Origin of the sequence: Paracoccus sp. (in: a-proteobacteria) (assembly GCF_030604785.1) — a bacterium.
Classification (GTDB): Bacteria; Pseudomonadota; Alphaproteobacteria; order Rhodobacterales; family Rhodobacteraceae; genus Paracoccus.
On sequence record NZ_JAUVVF010000015.1, the window covers coordinates 1 to 15,898 of the forward strand.

Sequence of the window (15,898 nt, forward strand, 5' to 3'; positions counted from 1 at the left end):
CGCGTGCGCTCCAGCGTGACGCCGTCGATCTCGACCGTCTCGCCGGTCAGCACGTCATGGCCCTGAAAGCGCAGACGCTCGCCCGTGTTCGATTCGGTCATGAAGTCGAAATCGTCGCGCCCGGTTTCCAGCAGGCGCGAAAAGCTGGCATGGCTTTCGGCCTGTTCGACCAGCCGGTCCATGATGCCGAAACGCGGGTTCTGGCTTTCGATCCAGCGCGTCTCGGCGTCGATGGTGGACAGGTGGCGCAGCCCCTCGCGGTCGAAGATCGCGCTGCGCTGCCACCCTTCGGGATCGGCGTCGCAGCGGTAATACTGGCTGACCGAACAGCCGCGATTCTGCACCGTCACCTCCAGCCGGCACCCGGCCGGAGGCGTGAAGCTGGCGCCAAGGCCGGGCAGGGCGGTCAGCGCCCAGGCGCCGGCCGCCGCCAGAAGCGTCAGCATCCCTGACGCAAGCCCGACAGGCGCATCCGGCCGCGCAACGGCCAGCGTGCGTTGCCGGTGTACGTTCTGTGCACGATCCGTGACCCTGTTCTGCATGATCCGTGCGGCCTATTCCGCAGCCATGCGGGCCTCGCCCGTCAGGAAGCCCTCGATCGAATCCGCCGCCTCGCGGCCGTCGCGGATCGCCCAGACGACCAGGCTCGCGCCGCGCACGATGTCGCCCACCGCAAAGACGCCGGGGATCGAGGTATGGTGCGTCTGGAAATTCGCCTTGATCGTTCCCCAACGGGTGACTTCCAGACCGTCGACGCCCCACAGCTTGGGCAGGTCCTCGGGCTCGAAGCCAAGCGCCTTGATGACCAGATCGGCGGGCTCGTCGTAATCGGCGCCGTCGATCAGTTCGGGCGACTGGCGGCCGGTCACGTCGGCCTGGCCCAGGCGCATCTTCTGGATGCGCACCGATGCGATCTGCGGCAGGCCATCCACATCGCGCTCCTGCGCGGTCGCGGCCACGCCGGTGACATGGCCCGTAAAGGCGCCGGGCGCGGAAAGCCACACGAATTCAACGCCTTCTTCCTCGGCGTTCTGCACTTCGCGCTGGCTGCCCGGCATGTTGGCCCGGTCGCGGCGGTAAAGGCATTTCACCGATTGCGCGCCCTGCCGGATCGCGGTGCGGACGCAATCCATCGCCGTGTCGCCGCCGCCGATCACGATGACGCGCTTGCCCTTGGCGTTCAGCTCGCCATCCTCGAAATCGGGAACCTCGTCGCCCAGATCGATCTTGTTCGAGGCCGTCAGGTAATCGATGGCGCGCACGACCCCGCCGGCATTGGCGTTGTCGATATCCAGATCGCGGGTCTTGTAGACGCCCGTGGCGATCAGCACGGCATCGTGCTTGCCCCGGATCGCGTCGAAGCTGATATCCTCGCCCACATTGCAGTTCAGCACGAATTCGACGCCGCTGTCCTCAAGCAGCTTGTTGCGGCGCATGACCACGTCCTTTTCCAGCTTGAAGCCGGGAATGCCGTAGGTCAGCAGCCCGCCCGCGCGGTCGTAACGGTCATAGACCGTCACCTGAAAGCCCTTGCGCCGCAGGGCTTCGGCAGCGGCCAGACCCCCCGGTCCGGCACCGATGATCCCCACCGATTCCGCGCGTTCCTGCACCGGGGCCGAGGGCTGGACCCAGCCTTCCTCCCATGCCGTGTCGGTGATGTATTTCTCGATGGCGCCGATCGTGACGGTGCCGTGGCCCGATTGCTCGATCACGCAGTTCCCCTCGCACAGGCGGTCCTGCGGGCAGATGCGGCCGCAGATCTCGGGGAAGGTGTTGGTGGACTGGCTGACCTCATAGGCCTCGCGCAGGCGGCCTTCGGCGGTCAGGCGCAGCCAGTCGGGGATGTTGTTGTGCAGCGGGCAATGCGACTGGCAATAGGGCACGCCGCACTGGCTGCAGCGGCCCGCCTGTTCGGCGGCCTTCTGGGCGGCGAATTCCTGGTAGATCTCGCGGAAGTCCTCGCTGCGTTCGGCAGCCGAGCGTTTCTCGGGCATCTCGCGCGGGGTCGAGACGAACTTGAGCATCTTCTGCGTGGCCATGGCTGCGCAACCTTCCGTGAAAGACCGTGTGCAGCCCAGATAAACCAAGGCGATTTGAATGAAAAGTCAGCTATGCTGACCTAAAAGCGACTTTTTCCCCGCAGCGCGACCCGGTAAGGATGCTGCGCTGCGGTTTGAAGGTCAGTATAATTTACCCAATTACTGTAAGTGCAAGTAATGCAACGCTTCCGACTGCGATGCGCCACCAGGCAAACAGGGCGTAGCCATGGTGCGAGACATAGCCCAGCAACCAGCGCACCACGATGATCGCCGCGGCGAAGGCGAAGATGAAGCCGATGATGATGTTGCCAAGAGCGTCGCCGTGCAGGATGTCCTGATTCTTGTAGAGATCGTAGACGAAGGCGCCCAGCATCGTGGGCATTGCCAGGAAGAACGAGAACTCGGCCGCGGAACGCTTGTCCGCGCCCAGAAGCAGCGCGCCGACGATCGTCGCGCCGGAACGCGAGACGCCGGGGATCATGGCAAGGCACTGGATGAAGCCGATCTTCAGAGCCATGGGCAGCGGGAAATCCTCTGCCCGGCTATAGGCGGGCGTGACGCTGCGCCGGTCCACCCACAACAGGATGAAGCCGCCCAGGATCAGCATGACCGCGATCAGCATGGGCGTCTCGAAGAGCACCGTCTTGATGAAACCATGTGCGAAGACGCCGATCACGGCGGCCGGCAGGAAGGCGACAAGCACGGCGGCGACGAAGCGGCGCGCGCCCGGCTCGGTCGGGGCGTCTCGCAGGATCTGCACGATCCGCGAGGCATAGACCCCCAGGATCGCCATGATGGCGCCAAGCTGGATGATCACCTCGAAGGCGCGCCCCGGTGAATCGAAGCCCAGGAAATGGCCGGCCAGCAGGATGTGGCCTGTGGAGGATACCGGGATGAATTCGGTCAGGCCCTCGAGAACCCCGAGGACCGCGGCAGCGATCGTGTTCGATTCCATGGCTTAAGGCTGGCCGCGCAGGTTCTTGGCCGACTGGTTCGCCGCGTGATACTGGCCCGCCGGGCGGAAGGGCCAGAGATAGGTGTCGATCACCGCCTCGGCCGAGACCGGCTGGATGCCCAGCTCGGCAAAGCCCGGATGTCCGCCGCTGACCACGTTGTCGCGCGTCAGCAGCAGAAGCTGGTCGCGGCTGAGGATGTTGTTCGTGAACAGCCCCCCGGTCAGCAGCTGCAGGATGTCCAGCATGGTCGCGCCGATGCGCGCGATCCCTTTCGGGACGGGCAGCAGCACCTTCTTGCGGCCCACCGACTTCAGCACCTGTTCCGAGATCTGGCGCATGGTCAGCACGTCGGGGCCGCCCAGTTCATAGATGCCGGGCGCGGCCTCGCCCTTGGCGGCCTTGGCGGCGGCCAGGGCCACGTCCTCGACATAGACCGGCTGCATCCTTACCTGGCCCGCCATCAGGGGCATGAAGGGCCCGCGCCGCGTCATCGGGGCAAGGCGGTTGTAGAACTTGTCGTCGGGCCCGAAGATCACCGAGGGGCGCAGCACGACCGCGTCGGGACGCGCGGCCAGAACGGCGGCCTCGCCCCGCGATTTCGCGGCGACATAGCGGCTTTTCGATTCGGGATCGATGCCCAGGCCCGACAGATGCACGAGCCGCGCCACGCCCATCTCGGCCGAGAGGCGCGCGACGATCTCGGCGCCGGTCTCGAAGACGGTCGTGAAGTTGCTCTTGCCCTGCGGGTGCAGGATGTTGACGCAGTTCACCGCGGCATCGGCGCCGCTGAGCGCAGCGCGGACCGAGGCCTCGTCGCGGATGTTGCAGAGGACCGGGACCACCTGGCCCACGACGCCATAGGCGCGGGTGAACAGCGCCTCGTCGGGGCGGCGGACCGCAACGCGGACGCGCCAGCCGTCACGGGCCATCTGCTGGGCGACCTGTCGGCCGACAAAGCCCGATCCACCGAAGATCGTGACCAGTTTCGCCATGGAGCCTGCTCCTTCAATCATGCCGCTGTCTGGGCGAGGCATAACGAAACCGCGCCGTTGCGGCAAGCCAGCCTGACGCCGCAGGCCGGTCTTCGCCGCAGCCCGGGCGGGCCGGACCGGGCTTGTCGAAAGAAGATTCAAAAAACTTTCACGACCCCCATTGACGCTCCCCGAGACTGTCTTTAATCAGCCGCTCACACCACCTGCCCAGGTGGCGGAATTGGTAGACGCGCACGGTTCAGGTCCGTGTGCCGCAAGGCGTGGAGGTTCGAGTCCTCTCCTGGGCACCATAAAAACGCCGCAGCTTCATTGCTGCGGCGTTTTTGTTTTTTTCGTCTGAATTCGGTGGGTTGAGCATCGTGTCGGGCCGGGCAGGGGGGGCTGTCTGCCCCCCGTCGCGTTCCGCGACTCCCCCCGAGGATATTTCGCCCAAGGCAAAGGGCCGGGCATGCGAAAGGGCCGCCCGGTCGAGCGGCCCTTGGCTGGTCGGTCGGGGGTGATCAGGCCGCCAGTTCGAAGCGGTCGGCGTTCAGCACCTTGGTCCAGACGGCCGCGAAGTCATGGACGAACTTCTCGCGGTTATCGTCTTGCGCATAGAGTTCGGCATAGGCGCGCAGGATCGAGTTCGAGCCGAAGACCAGATCGACGCGGGTGGCCGTCCACTTGACCTCGCCGGTCTTGCGGTCGCGCAGTTCGTAAAGCCCGTCCGCGCGCGGCACCCATTTCCACGCCATGTTCGTCAGGTTGTCGAAGAAATCCGTCGTCAGCGCGCCTTCGCGGTCGGTGAAGACCCCGTGCTTGCTGCCGCCGTGATTCGTGCCCATCGCGCGCATCCCGCCGATCAGGCAGGTCATTTCATGCGCGGTCAGGCCCAGAAGCTGGGCGCGGTCGAGCAACATTTCCTCGGGCGAGACGACGTAGTCCTGTTTCGACCAGTTGCGGAAGCCGTCGGTGAGCGGTTCGAGAGAGGCGAAGGAGGCCGCGTCGGTCTGGGCCTCGGTCGCGTCGCCGCGGCCCGGGGTGAAGGGCAGCTCCAGCGCGACGCCCGCGGCCTGAGCCGCCTGCTCGACGCCCAGATTGCCCGCCAGGACGATCACGTCGGCCAGCGAGGCGCCGGTTTCGGCTGCGATCGGCTCGAGCACCGACAGGACCTTTTGCAGGCGGGCGGGCTCGTTGCCCTCCCAGTCTTTCTGGGGGGCGAGGCGGATGCGGGCCCCGTTCGCGCCGCCGCGGAGGTCGGACTGGCGGAAGGTGCGGGCGCTGTCCCATGCGGTCGAGACCATCTCGGACAGCGAGAGACCGCTGGCCGCGATGCGGGCCTTGACCGTCGCCACGTCGTAATCGGTGCGGCCGGCGGGGACCGGATCCTGCCAGATCAGTTCCTCGGTCGGGGCGTCGGGGCCGATATAGCGGACATTCGGGCCCAGATCGCGGTGGGTCAGCTTGAACCAGGCGCGGGCGAAGCAATCCGAGAAATAGGCGTGATCGTTGCGGAAGCGTTCGCAGATGGCCCGGTAGGTCGGGTCCATCTTCATGGCCATGTCGGCATCGGTCATGATCGGCATGGTGCGGATCGAGGGATCCTCGACATCGACGGGCATGTCCTCTTCGCGGATGCCGATGGGCATCCACTGCCACGCGCCGGCGGGCGATTTCCGGAGTTCCCATTCATAACCGAAGAGAAGGTCGAAATAGCCGTTGTCCCACTTGGTCGGGTTGGTGGTCCAGGCACCCTCGATCCCCGAGGTCACGGTGTCGCGGCCCACGCTGCGGGTGTGGTGGTTCATCCAGCCAAGCCCGCCTTCGTGCAGTTCGGCGCCTTCGGGGCTTGGGCCGAGGTTTTCGGCGCGGCCATTGCCGTGGGCCTTGCCGACCGTGTGGCCACCGGCGGTCAGCGCGGCGGTTTCCTCGTCATTCATGGCCATGCGGGCGAAGGTCTCTCGGACCTGCGCGGCCGTCTTCAGCGGATCGGGCTTGCCGTTCACGCCTTCGGGGTTCACGTAGATCAGGCCCATCTGCACGGCGGCCAGCGGGTTTTCCATGGTCGAGGGATCGGCCACGTCGCCATAGCGTTCGTCGGACGGCGCCAGCCATTCCTTTTCGGCGCCCCAATAGACGTCCTTTTCGGGGTGCCAGATGTCCTCGCGTCCGAACGAGAAACCGAAGGTCTTCAGGCCCATCGATTCATAGGCGATGGTGCCGGAGAGCAGGATCAGGTCGGCCCAGCTGAGGCGGTTGCCGTATTTCTTCTTGATCGGCCACAGCAGGCGCCGGGCCTTGTCGAGATTGGCGTTGTCCGGCCACGAATTCAGCGGCGCAAAGCGGATATTGCCGGTCGCGCCGCCGCCCCGGCCATCGGCCAGACGGTAGGAGCCCGCCGAGTGCCAGGCCAGCCGGATCATCAGGCCGCCATAATGGCCCCAATCGGCCGGCCACCATTCCTGGCTGTCGGTCATCAGCGCGCGGACATCGGCCTTGACGGCCTCGAAATCCAGCTTGCGGACTTCCTCGCGGTAGTTGAAGCCCTTGAGCGGGTTCGTCTTGCCGTCATGCTGGTGCAGGATGTCGAGGTTGAGCGCATTGGGCCACCACGAGGTGACCGAGCTGCCGCTGGCAGTCAGCCCGCCATGCATCACGGGGCATTTGCCCGAGGGGATGTCGTTGCCGTCCATCATGTCCTCCTGAAGTTGCTGTAGGATTGCATCCGCGCGGGCTGCGCGCGGAAGACTTGGCATGCCTATAGCATCATGGTCGGATAAGGCCAAATCCGATATTCTGACAGATGCGATCAGGCTTTCTTATGGATCGCTCAGGCCGTCTGCCGGTCCAGTTCGGCACGGATCGAGGTCGCGATCATGCGCGGAGCCTCGTCATCCAGCCCGATCGGGTCGAGGCGCGGGCCGTCGAAGCCCGCCTCGTCCAGCGCGTCGGGCAGGTCCTCCAGCACATGTTCGGCGCGCAGGGCGAAGAAGGGCAGGCTGACCGCCCGGCTCAGGCCGCGCGCTGCGTCCGCGATGAAGGGCTCCTGCTCGACGAAGCCGGTGACGACGCGGGCGAAATGCGGCGCGATCCGTTCCGCCAGCGCGGTCGTGATCGTGTAGCTGGCCTGCGAGCGTTGCGAGCCATGCGCGGTCAGCAGCAGCGTCGTCTCGTTGGGGCGCCAGCCGCGTTCGGCGGCCGCCTGATGCGCGCGGGCGACGATCAGCGCGTCAAGGCCCGGATTGGCGCCGAAGGGGCGGGTGATATGGGCGCCCGGTGCGCCGGCCTCGGTCAGGCGGCGCGGCAGTTCGATCCCGGTGAACCACCCCTCGGCCATGAACATCGGATAGATGAGGCTGTTCGATGTGGCCGCCCGGGCCAGCGCGCCGGGCATGGCCAGGGTCGCGCCGCGCACCGTGACGCCGGGCAGATGGGCCGCGACGCGGGCGGCCAGATCCTCGATGGCCTGCTGCTGGGGGCCGGGATCGCCGGGCTGGCCATGCGAGACAATCACCGCCGCGTCGATCCGGGCCTGCGCCGTGTCATCGGCGAAATAGGGGGCGAAGGCGTCGGGAATGTCGAATTCCGCCAGCGCGCGGGCACGGGCCTCGGGCGACATCTTGCGGGCGGTCTTTTCGATGATCCGCGGCAGCTTGTGGTCGGGCTGGGTGGGGGCGAAATCGCCCAGATACCAGCGGATGAAGGTGAAGCAGATCACGTCCTCGAGCGCCTGCACCTCGGGGTCGCGCTTGAGGCCCTGCTTCATCAGCAGCTTGCGCGCCTGAGCGATCTCGGCCTCGTCATAGCCTGCGTCCTGCATCAGCCCCGCGACCCGCTCGGCATGGCGGCGGCCCTGTTCCTGGCGCCATTGCAGATAGCCGGGGCGGCCTTCGGGATAGGCGCCGCGGGGCAGGGTCCAGCGTTCGATATGCTGGCCGCGGCAGGCGATCCGCAGCACGTCCGAAGCCTGCGGGAAAAGCCGCTCCTGCTCGGCCGTCATGCGCTGGCCGTAAAGCAGTTCGGCCGGGGTGCCGTCATCGAGATTCGGGTCCTGCGCGTTGGCGGCGTCGATGGCGGCGAGAACGGTTTCCAGCTTGGTCTTCATGTGGCGCTCCGGGCTTTGGGTCAGTCTGGCAAGGGCCGCGATCCGTGGCAAGGCAACTCAGGGCAGCGCGAACAGCGCGGGCAGGTCGGCGGCCCCGTCCAGCAGCGCGCGCGCGGCCAGATCCGCGATCAGGGGCGCCATGCCGAAGCCGATCTTGAAGCCGCCATTGGCGATCAGATGGCCGGGCCGACCCGGCCACGGCGCCAGAACCGGCGCCCGGCTCTGCGCGCGCGGGCGCAGCCCGGCCCATGTGTCGATCACCGGCGCGTCGCCGAGGGCGGGACAGATCGCGCGGGCGCGCTCGACCAGCGCCAGCACCTGATCGTCGGGGCGGTCGTAGTCGTAGCTGTTCTCCGAGGTCGAGCCGATCGCGGTCGTGCCGTCCGCATGAGGCACGATATGCAGCCCGTCGGCAAAGACCTGCGGGCTGTCCGGCGCGGCGAATGCCAGCAGCGCCGACTGACCCTTGACCCCCTGTCCGACCTTGCGCCCCAGATCCACGTTCAGCCGCAAGAGCCCGGGCGTGCCGCAGGCCCACAGCGCCGGTCCGTCTATGCTGTCGGGATCGGCGCGGCGCCCTTCCTCGATCCGCGCGCCAAGCGCGTCCAGCGCCCCCGCCAGGGCCGCACAGGCCGCGCGGGGCGACAGCCGCGCCGTAAGCGCATCATGCAGCCACAGGCCCGACGGGCTGTCGGGGACCAGCGCGCTTTCGGGACGGTCGGTCAGGGACATGCCGCAATCCGCGGGCCAGCGCAGCCGTGCCGCCTCGATGCGGGCAGCCAGCCTGTCGGCCGCGGCCGCGTCGGGGACGGGTTGCAGGCGGCCCAGCCGGGCATAGCCCGGATCGCGGCCCGAAATCGCGGCGACATCCGCCCAGAAGGCCTGCGCCGCCAGCAGGCTGTCCAGTTGCAGGGCCTTCTTCTCGTTCCAGTTCTCGGGCGCATGGGGGGCCAGCGCGCCGACATGCCCGCCAGATGAGCCCGCACCAACGCACCGTTCCTCGATCACGGTAACGCGCGCGCCGCGCCGCGCCATCGCAAAGGCCGAGGCCAGCCCGAACACGCCCGCGCCGATCACGGTGACAGAGGGGGGACTTGTCAAGCCGACGCTCCTTCGCTTAGCAGCCTCTCATGGTGCCGATACAGGATCAGCCGCAGGAAGACGAGCCGTCGCTGGAATGGCGCGAGGGCGGCGTGCCGGTCTCGACGCGCTTTGACGATCCCTATTTCAGCCTGGCCGGCGGTCTGGCCGAGACGCGGCATGTGTTTCTGGACGGCAATGACCTGCCGGCGCGGTTGCGTCCCGGCTTCCATGTCGCGGAACTGGGCTTCGGCACCGGGCTGAACTGCCTCGCCCTTGCCGCGCTGAGCCCGGTCCCGGTCCGCATGACCAGCTTCGAGGCCTATCCGATGAGCATCGCGCAGATGGAACGCGCCCATGCCGCTTTCCCGGAACTGGCGCCCTTGGCTGACGCGCTGCGGCAGGGCTGGGGGCAGGCGCGGGTCGCGGTGGGTCCGGTCGATCTGACGCTGGTGATTGGCGATGCGCGCCAGACGCTGCCCGGCTGGCAGGACAGCGCGGATGCGTGGTTCCTCGACGGCTTCTCGCCCGCCCGCAATCCAGAGATGTGGTCCGACGAGGTGATGGAGCAGGTCGGGCGCCACACCGCGCCGGGCGGCAGCTTCGCGACCTATACGGCGGCGGGCCATGTCCGGCGCGCGCTGACGCTTGCCGGTTTCGAGGTCCAGCGCCGGCCCGGCTTTGGCCGCAAGCGGCACATGAGCATCGGCCGCCTGATCCGCCCAGCCTGAGGCCGGCGCCTGATCGGGGCGCAGCCCCGGCGGCTGCGGCGCCCCTCGATGGGGCGGCGTGGCCGCGCCACCGCCCCCGGCAAGGTCCTGCGGCTTGATCGGACGCGCGTCCTCTGCTCTCATCGCGCCATGTCCACGACCGATGACGAAGTTGACGAACGGGGCGATCCCCTCTGCCCGCTCTGTCTGCGTCCGATCCCGCCCCACGTGCCGCAGAGCCGCCATCACCTGATCCCCAAGCTGCGCGGCGGCAAGGGCGGTCCGACCGTGCTTCTGCACCACATCTGCCACAAGACCATCCACAAGACCCTGCGCGAGACCGAACTTGCCCGCCATTACAACAGCGTCGAGGCGCTGCGTGCTCATCCGGAACTGGCGCGATTCTGGGCATGGGTGGCCAAACGCCCGCCCGGATTCTTGGGCCGCGCGCGCTGAGGCATCTTGTCCTTTGGCCGAAAGGCGATTCGGGTGCATTCTGTGGTCTCAACCGGAAAAGGAGACGACCATGACCCGCCCGATCCTGACCGCCATCGCCCTTGCCGTGCTGGCCGCCCCCGCCGCACTGGCCCAAGGCACCGGGACGCCCACCCCCGCCCCCGTCGTGATCCAGGCGCCGCAGCCCGCCGAGGACGGAAAGCCCGCCGTGATCCCCGCCGGCAAGTCCGGCTGCGGCATGGAACGGCGGGTGATGTCCTGATCCGCGACCGCCTCAGCCCAAGGGGCCGGGGCGGCGTTCCTCGGACAGCATGACATTGGCCTCGACCTGCCCGACGCCGGGCAGGGTCATGATGCGCCGCCGCAGGATCCGTTCGAAATCGCTGATGTCGCGTGCGGTGATCCGCAGGCGGTAATCGAACTGGCCCAGAACATGCTGGACCAGCTGCACCTCGGGGATGGCGGTCACGGCGCGCTCGAAATCCTCGAGGCTGGTGCGGCCCTTCGCCGCCAGCTTGATGCCCAGGAAGACCGTGACCCCGAAGCCGAGCGCCGCCGGGTCCAGCACGACGCGCCGCCCCGCGATCACGCCCTGATCGGTCAACCGCTTGACGCGCCGCCAGGCCGCAGGCTGCCCGATCCCCACGGCGCGGCCCAGATCGGCGGCGCTGCGGGTCGCATCCTCGGCCAGAAGGCGCAGCAGCGCCAGATCGGTCGCATCCAGATCGGTCACAGCGACAATTCCTCACTGTCCTTGATCGTGGCGACCAGCATCAGCGCGTCCAGTTCGGCAATGTGGGGCAGGGTCAGGATCCGGTCGCGATAGACCTGCTGCCAATGCGCCATGTCCCGCGCGATGACCGAGGCGCGCCAGTCCACGCTGCCCAGAAAGGACTGGATCTCGATCACCTCGGGCACCTCGCGCAGGGCAGCGAGGAATTCGTCAAAGGCGCGCGGGTTCGTCTTGTCCAGCGTGAAGCGCAGCGACACCTCGACGGCCCAGCCCATCGCGCGCCAGTCGATCCGCGCCTGCACGCCCTTCAGGACACTCGCCTCACGCATCCGCTCGATCCGGCGCCACAGGCTGGCCGTGGTCACGCCAGCGCGTTCGGCCAGAACCGCGTTCGGCGCGATCGGATCGGCCAGAAGCTGTCGCAGTATGCGGCGATCGGTGGCATCGGGCATGAAACTCATCAGCTAGCGCATATCACGGCATGATCATTTCGCCAAGCCGACGAAAAGCGCGCGGATTGCATGAACCCTTTTTCATTGCCCGCGCTAGAAAGGCGGCAGCAGATAGGAAGGATGATCCCATGCGCGTTTACTACGACCGCGATTGCGACGTGAACCTGATCAAGGACAAGAAGGTCGCGATCCTCGGCTATGGCAGCCAGGGCCACGCCCATGCCCTGAACCTGCGCGACAGCGGCGCCAAGAACCTTGTCGTCGCCCTGCGCGAGGGCAGCCCCTCGGCCAAGAAGGCCGAGGCCGAGGGCCTCAAGGTCATGGGCATCGCCGAAGCCGCCGCCTGGTGCGACGTGATCATGTTCACCATGCCCGACGAGCTGCAGGCCGAGACCTACAAGAAATACGTCCATGACAACCTGCGCGACGGCGCGGCGATCGCCTTTGCCCACGGCCTGAACGTGCATTTCGGCCTGATCCAGCCGAAACCCGGCGTCGACGTCATCATGATGGCGCCCAAGGGCCCCGGCCACACGGTGCGCGGCGAATACACCAAGGGCGGCGGCGTGCCCTGCCTGGTCGCGGTGCATCAGGACGCTTCGGGCAAGGCGATGGATATCGGCCTGTCCTATTGCTCGGCCATCGGCGGCGGCCGCTCGGGCATCATCGAGACCAACTTCCGCGAGGAATGCGAGACCGACCTGTTCGGTGAGCAGGCGGTCCTCTGCGGCGGCCTGGTCGAGCTGATCCGCTGCGGCTTCGAGACGCTGGTCGAGGCGGGCTATGCCCCCGAGATGGCCTATTTCGAGTGCCTGCACGAGGTGAAGCTGATCGTGGACCTGATCTACGAGGGCGGCATCGCCAACATGGATTACTCGATCTCGAACACGGCGGAATACGGCCAATATGTCACCGGCCCGCGCATCCTGCCCTATGAAGAGACCAAGGCCCGCATGAAGGCCGTGCTGACCGACATCCAGCAGGGCAAGTTCGTCCGGGACTTCATGCTGGAAAACGCCGTGGGCCAGCCCACGCTGAAAGCCTCGCGCCGCGCCAATGACGAGCACCAGATCGAACAGGTCGGCGCCAAGCTGCGCGAGATGATGCCCTGGATCAGCAAGGGCAAGATGGTGGACAAGGCCCGCAACTGAGCCGAGCCGAACCAGATGCGAATGCCGGGGGCTTTCCCCGGCATTTTGCGTTCAGGCCTTGTCTGTCAGCGCGCGGAACTGCCGCAGGCGGTTGCGGTCCAGCACCGTGATGCTGCCGCGCGCCAGCCGAAGGATACCCTCGTCGCGCAATTGTGCCAGCGTCCGGTTCACCGTCTGGCGCGAACAGCCGCTGAACGTGGCCAGATCGGATTGGCTGATATCGGTGCGGGGCGATTCGGCCGTGGTGAAGCGCAGAAGGTGGCTGCGGATGCGATCCTCGGACGAATAGAACAGCGCGGTCAGATGCAGGCTGTTGTCTCGGCCAAGGCGGTCGTGCAGCACGCCGGACAGGTTCTGCAGCAACCTCTCGGCCGGCACATGGGCGCGCAGCAGGTCGGAGCCGAACCGCGCGAGGGTCGATCCTCTGCGCGCGGTGGCGCTGGCGACGCAGGGGCGGCGGCTGAGCAGCTCGACCTCGCCCACGACCTCGCCCGCCTGGGCCAGATGGGCCAGCAGGAAGTTCCCGCTTTCATCCATCACGGAAATCTCGACCGCGCCGGCGATCACCAGATAGGCATGATCCAGATTGTCGCCCTGCGTGATGATCTGGCGCGGAGTGGCATGGCGCGTGATCTCGCAGCGCGAAAGGAAGCTGTGCAGCGAGGGCACGTCGATCCCGGCCAGCAGGGCCGCTGGATGGTTGCGCATGATCCGCGCCAGGCTGGCCGCAAGATGCAGCCCCGGCCCGGTGGGATCGATGCCAGCGGCCGCGTCGAGCCCGTCCTGTTCCGCTGTCGTCGCGCGCACGAGGCTTCCCTGCACGATATCATCCAATGCCTGCTTCACCAGGCAGTAGAGGGGCAGCGGGCATGTCGATGCAAGGGACAAGTGCCTAAGATAAGAACAATCAAGGCGCTAAAATGGAACCATGTACAACCGCACGGCGCCGTTGATTGCATCTTTCGTATAGCAGAGCTCGACGGACGGAATGTCGGCTCCGCGACACTGGCGGTCGATTTCCTGCCGTCACAAAGCATTGCGCGGCATGGGAAGCGTTCCGCTGTTGTAGGGCGTCCAGTCCTCGATCTCGGGATAGAAGCGTTTGCGCCATGCGCGAACGCGAGGGTTCATCCGGCGCCGCCAGAGCGGCGGCACCATCGCCACGAAGGTCATCGCGGGATAGCCCAACGGCAATTGCGGGGCCTCGTCCTCGGAATAGGTCTGCAGCAGGGGAAAGCGGCGGTCGGGCTTGTAGTGATGATCCGAATGCCGCTGCAGGTTGATCAGCAGCCAGTTCGTCGCGGTATGGCTGGCATTCCAGCTGTGGCGGGGGCGCACGGGCTCGTATCGGCCCTCGCCCAGATGCTTGCGGGTCAGGCCGTAATGCTCGACGTAATTGGTCAGTTCAAGCTGCCAGACCGCGATGAAGGCCTGAAAGGCGAACAATCCCAGCCCCGCCCAGCCGCCAAGCGCCAGTGCAAGGGCCAGCATCCCCGATTGCAGCGCCGCGTAGCGCCAGAAGGGGTTGCGCCGGTCCCATCGGCTGCGCCCGGCGCGGGCCAGAAAACGCGTCTCGGCCTGCCATGCGCTGCGCGGCCCCTCGGTCAGCACCCGCCAGAAGAAGCGGTAGAACCCCTCATTGTAGCGCGCCGAGACCGCGTCGCGGGGGGTCGAGACCCAGGAATGATGAACCAGAAGATGCTCGGTGCGGAAATGCGAATACAGCACTGAGGCCAGCAGCAGGTCGCCCAGCCAGCGTTCCAGCGGCGTCTTCTGGTGCAGCAGTTCATGCGCGTAGACGATGCCGATGCTGCCCGACAGGACGCCGATTCCGAAGAACAGGCCCAGCTTTTCGCCTCCCGACAGATGGCCGGTCGTCTGGACATACCAGATCGACCCGAAGATCGCGGCGAATTGCAGCGGGAACCAGATGATCGTGATGGCGCGATGCCAGAAAAGGCGGTCGGTCGTGGTCTCGGGGTCGGGGTTTTCCTCGTTCAGGCCCAGAACGCCGTCCAGCGCGGTCGTCACATACCAGGCATAGCCGGGCAGCAGCAGCCACCACAGCCCGCCCTGCGTCGCGGCGACGACGACAAGCGGGATCATCACGATCGACAGCCAGAAGGGCGCGGCGGCGGGCAGGCGGCCCGGGCGGGGGGACGGGCTTGCGGTCATCGGAACATCCCTGATGGGTTGCAGGCGCCGCGATGCTAGACCCGGATCGCGGGAAGCGCCATATCCCAGACCTTGCGCATCAGGCCGGGCAGCGCCGCGCGGTCGATCTGTCGCAGCGGCACCAGCTCTCCGCGCGTGGGGTTACCGGCCAGATCGCCCAGATGGACGGTCAGATCCAGCGAGAAATGCGTGAAGACATGCCGCACCGTGCCCAGATCGCGCCATTCCGCCGGGCCGGGCGGCGGCAGGTCGCGCCCGTCCCACCCGGCCGAGGGGAAGGCCAGCGTCCCGCCCAGAAGCCCCTTGGCGGGGCGATGCTCCAGCAGGGCCGAATCGCCCTGCCGCGCGATCCAGACCAGGCCGGTCCGCTCGGGCTTGGGCGTCTTGGCGGCCTTGCGCGGCAATTCGGCCGCGATCCCCTGCGCGCGGGCGTCACAGACGGCCATCAGCGGGCAGATCCCGCAGGCCGGGCTGCGCGGGGTGCAGATCGTCGCGCCCAGGTCCATCATCGCCTGCGCGTAATCGCCGGGTCGTTCCTGCGGGGTCATGGTCGCGGCCAGGGCAGTCAGGTGCGCCTTGGCCTCGGGCAGGGGCTGCTGGACGGCGAAAAGCCGGGCCACCACACGTTCGACATTGCCGTCCACGACCGTCTCGGGGTGCTGATAGGCGATGGCGGCGATTGCGGCCGAGGTATAGGCGCCGATGCCCGGCAGGGCCTGCAGCCCTTCGCGGGTCGTCGGAAAGCCGCCCGCTGCCGCCACCTGCCGCGCGCAGGCCAGCAGGTTGCGCGCCCTTGCGTAATAGCCAAGCCCCGCCCATTCGGCCATGACCGCCGCGTCATCCGCCGCAGCCAGCGCCTTCACGTCCGGCCAGAGCGTGGTGAAACGGCGGAAATAGTCGCGCACCGCCGCCACCGTCGTCTGTTGCAGCATCACCTCGGACAGCCAGACGGGGTAGGGGTCGGTCGGGCCGCCTCCGGGCGGCTGGCGCCAGGGCAGGACGCGGGCATGGCGGTCATACCAGGCCAGCAGGTCCGGGGCGATCACCTTGCTGTCACGCAATTATGTGGC

The 15,898-nt window shown here is 67.3% G+C and carries 15 protein-coding genes, 1 tRNA gene and 1 pseudogene; 5 read left to right on the plus strand and 12 right to left on the minus strand.

Going from position 1 to position 15,898, the window contains the following annotated elements; translation table 11 throughout:
* From QAR72_RS06740 to QAR72_RS06755, 4 genes and pseudogenes are all read right to left on the minus strand, one after another.
* Positions 1 to 446 (minus strand): annotated as a pseudogene (locus tag QAR72_RS06740) (hypothetical protein); the annotation flags it as partial.
* A gap of 108 nt (positions 447 to 554) precedes the next feature.
* Positions 555 to 2,039 (minus strand): NAD(P)-dependent oxidoreductase, encoded by a 1,485-nt coding sequence (locus QAR72_RS06745; protein ID WP_304616603.1) that lies wholly within the window; start codon positions 2,037 to 2,039, stop codon positions 555 to 557.
* Positions 2,040 to 2,190: 151 nt separating this feature from the next.
* Positions 2,191 to 2,994 carry an undecaprenyl-diphosphate phosphatase gene (locus QAR72_RS06750; RefSeq protein WP_304616604.1) on the minus strand — a complete coding sequence of 268 codons (804 nt, stop codon included), beginning with the start codon at positions 2,992 to 2,994 and terminating at the stop codon, positions 2,191 to 2,193.
* Positions 2,995 to 2,997: 3 nt separating this feature from the next.
* Positions 2,998 to 3,987 (minus strand): complex I NDUFA9 subunit family protein, encoded by a 990-nt coding sequence (locus tag QAR72_RS06755; protein ID WP_304616605.1) that lies wholly within the window; start codon positions 3,985 to 3,987, stop codon positions 2,998 to 3,000.
* Positions 3,988 to 4,192: 205 nt separating this feature from the next.
* On the opposite strand from QAR72_RS06755, the gene QAR72_RS06760 reads away from it, so the two are divergent.
* A tRNA-Leu gene (locus tag QAR72_RS06760) sits at positions 4,193 to 4,277 on the plus strand.
* A gap of 210 nt (positions 4,278 to 4,487) precedes the next feature.
* On the opposite strand, the gene katG is transcribed toward QAR72_RS06760, so the two are convergent.
* The 3 genes from katG to QAR72_RS06780 form a co-directional block, all read right to left on the minus strand.
* Positions 4,488 to 6,659 carry a catalase/peroxidase HPI gene (gene katG / locus QAR72_RS06765; RefSeq protein WP_304616650.1) on the minus strand — a complete coding sequence of 724 codons (2,172 nt, stop codon included), beginning with the start codon at positions 6,657 to 6,659 and terminating at the stop codon, positions 4,488 to 4,490.
* A 137-nt stretch (positions 6,660 to 6,796) separates the two neighbouring features.
* Positions 6,797 to 8,071: a DUF4202 family protein gene (locus tag QAR72_RS15620; protein WP_331497645.1), complete on the minus strand. Its 1,275-nt coding sequence runs from the start codon at positions 8,069 to 8,071 to the stop codon at positions 6,797 to 6,799.
* A 57-nt stretch (positions 8,072 to 8,128) separates the two neighbouring features.
* Positions 8,129 to 9,172, minus strand: a complete 1,044-nt coding sequence (locus QAR72_RS06780; protein WP_304616606.1) for an NAD(P)/FAD-dependent oxidoreductase — start codon at positions 9,170 to 9,172, stop codon at positions 8,129 to 8,131.
* Positions 9,173 to 9,201: 29 nt separating this feature from the next.
* Here QAR72_RS06780 and mnmD point away from each other — a divergent pair, with 29 nt between their 5' ends.
* The 3 genes from mnmD (at position 9,202) to QAR72_RS06795 (ending at position 10,579) form a co-directional block, all read left to right on the plus strand.
* A complete protein-coding gene (mnmD, locus tag QAR72_RS06785; protein ID WP_304616607.1) occupies positions 9,202 to 9,882 on the plus strand; it encodes a tRNA (5-methylaminomethyl-2-thiouridine)(34)-methyltransferase MnmD in 681 nt (226 codons plus the stop codon).
* A 129-nt stretch (positions 9,883 to 10,011) separates the two neighbouring features.
* On the plus strand, positions 10,012 to 10,317 hold the full coding sequence (locus tag QAR72_RS06790; RefSeq protein ID WP_304616608.1) for an HNH endonuclease: 306 nt from the start codon (positions 10,012 to 10,014) through the stop codon (positions 10,315 to 10,317).
* A gap of 70 nt (positions 10,318 to 10,387) precedes the next feature.
* Positions 10,388 to 10,579, plus strand: coding sequence for a hypothetical protein (locus QAR72_RS06795; protein ID WP_304616609.1), 192 nt, complete (start codon positions 10,388 to 10,390; stop codon positions 10,577 to 10,579).
* 12 nt (positions 10,580 to 10,591) lie between these two features.
* Here the strand turns inward: QAR72_RS06795 and QAR72_RS06800 are convergent, their stop codons facing one another.
* Positions 10,592 to 11,050 (minus strand): Lrp/AsnC family transcriptional regulator, encoded by a 459-nt coding sequence (locus tag QAR72_RS06800; RefSeq protein WP_304616610.1) that lies wholly within the window; start codon positions 11,048 to 11,050, stop codon positions 10,592 to 10,594.
* Entirely contained in the window at positions 11,047 to 11,502 is a 456-nt protein-coding gene (locus tag QAR72_RS06805; RefSeq protein WP_304616652.1) for an Lrp/AsnC family transcriptional regulator, read from the minus strand. Before QAR72_RS06805 ends, QAR72_RS06800 begins: the two co-directional genes overlap by 4 nt.
* A gap of 128 nt (positions 11,503 to 11,630) precedes the next feature.
* On the opposite strand from QAR72_RS06805, the gene ilvC reads away from it, so the two are divergent.
* Positions 11,631 to 12,653: a ketol-acid reductoisomerase gene (ilvC, locus tag QAR72_RS06810; protein WP_304616611.1), complete on the plus strand. Its 1,023-nt coding sequence runs from the start codon at positions 11,631 to 11,633 to the stop codon at positions 12,651 to 12,653.
* A 51-nt stretch (positions 12,654 to 12,704) separates the two neighbouring features.
* Here ilvC and QAR72_RS06815 read toward each other — a convergent pair whose 3' ends face one another.
* The 3 genes from QAR72_RS06815 to QAR72_RS06825 all read right to left on the minus strand — a co-directional run bounded on the left by QAR72_RS06815 (position 12,705) and on the right by QAR72_RS06825 (position 15,889).
* Entirely contained in the window at positions 12,705 to 13,499 is a 795-nt protein-coding gene (locus QAR72_RS06815) for a Crp/Fnr family transcriptional regulator (RefSeq protein WP_304616612.1), read from the minus strand.
* 180 nt (positions 13,500 to 13,679) lie between these two features.
* Positions 13,680 to 14,828, minus strand: coding sequence for an alkane 1-monooxygenase (locus QAR72_RS06820; RefSeq protein ID WP_304616613.1), 1,149 nt, complete (start codon positions 14,826 to 14,828; stop codon positions 13,680 to 13,682).
* Positions 14,829 to 14,863: 35 nt separating this feature from the next.
* Positions 14,864 to 15,889, minus strand: coding sequence for an A/G-specific adenine glycosylase (locus tag QAR72_RS06825; RefSeq protein ID WP_304616614.1), 1,026 nt, complete (start codon positions 15,887 to 15,889; stop codon positions 14,864 to 14,866).
* Positions 15,890 to 15,898 lie beyond the last annotated feature (9 nt).

Coding starts and splice junctions, on each gene's coding strand:
- QAR72_RS06805 (WP_304616652.1), bottom strand. CDS start 11,502: ATGCCCGATGCCACCGATCGCCGCATACTGCGACAGCTTCTGGCCGAT.
- QAR72_RS06745 (WP_304616603.1), bottom strand. CDS start 2,039: ATGGCCACGCAGAAGATGCTCAAGTTCGTCTCGACCCCGCGCGAGATG.
- QAR72_RS06790 (WP_304616608.1), top strand. CDS start 10,012: ATGTCCACGACCGATGACGAAGTTGACGAACGGGGCGATCCCCTCTGC.
- QAR72_RS06795 (WP_304616609.1), top strand. CDS start 10,388: ATGACCCGCCCGATCCTGACCGCCATCGCCCTTGCCGTGCTGGCCGCC.
- QAR72_RS06820 (WP_304616613.1), bottom strand. CDS start 14,828: ATGACCGCAAGCCCGTCCCCCCGCCCGGGCCGCCTGCCCGCCGCCGCG.
- ilvC (WP_304616611.1), top strand. CDS start 11,631: ATGCGCGTTTACTACGACCGCGATTGCGACGTGAACCTGATCAAGGAC.
- QAR72_RS15620 (WP_331497645.1), bottom strand. CDS start 8,071: ATGAAGACCAAGCTGGAAACCGTTCTCGCCGCCATCGACGCCGCCAAC.
- QAR72_RS06750 (WP_304616604.1), bottom strand. CDS start 2,994: ATGGAATCGAACACGATCGCTGCCGCGGTCCTCGGGGTTCTCGAGGGC.
- QAR72_RS06755 (WP_304616605.1), bottom strand. CDS start 3,987: ATGGCGAAACTGGTCACGATCTTCGGTGGATCGGGCTTTGTCGGCCGA.
- katG (WP_304616650.1), bottom strand. CDS start 6,659: ATGGACGGCAACGACATCCCCTCGGGCAAATGCCCCGTGATGCATGGC.
- mnmD (WP_304616607.1), top strand. CDS start 9,202: ATGGTGCCGATACAGGATCAGCCGCAGGAAGACGAGCCGTCGCTGGAA.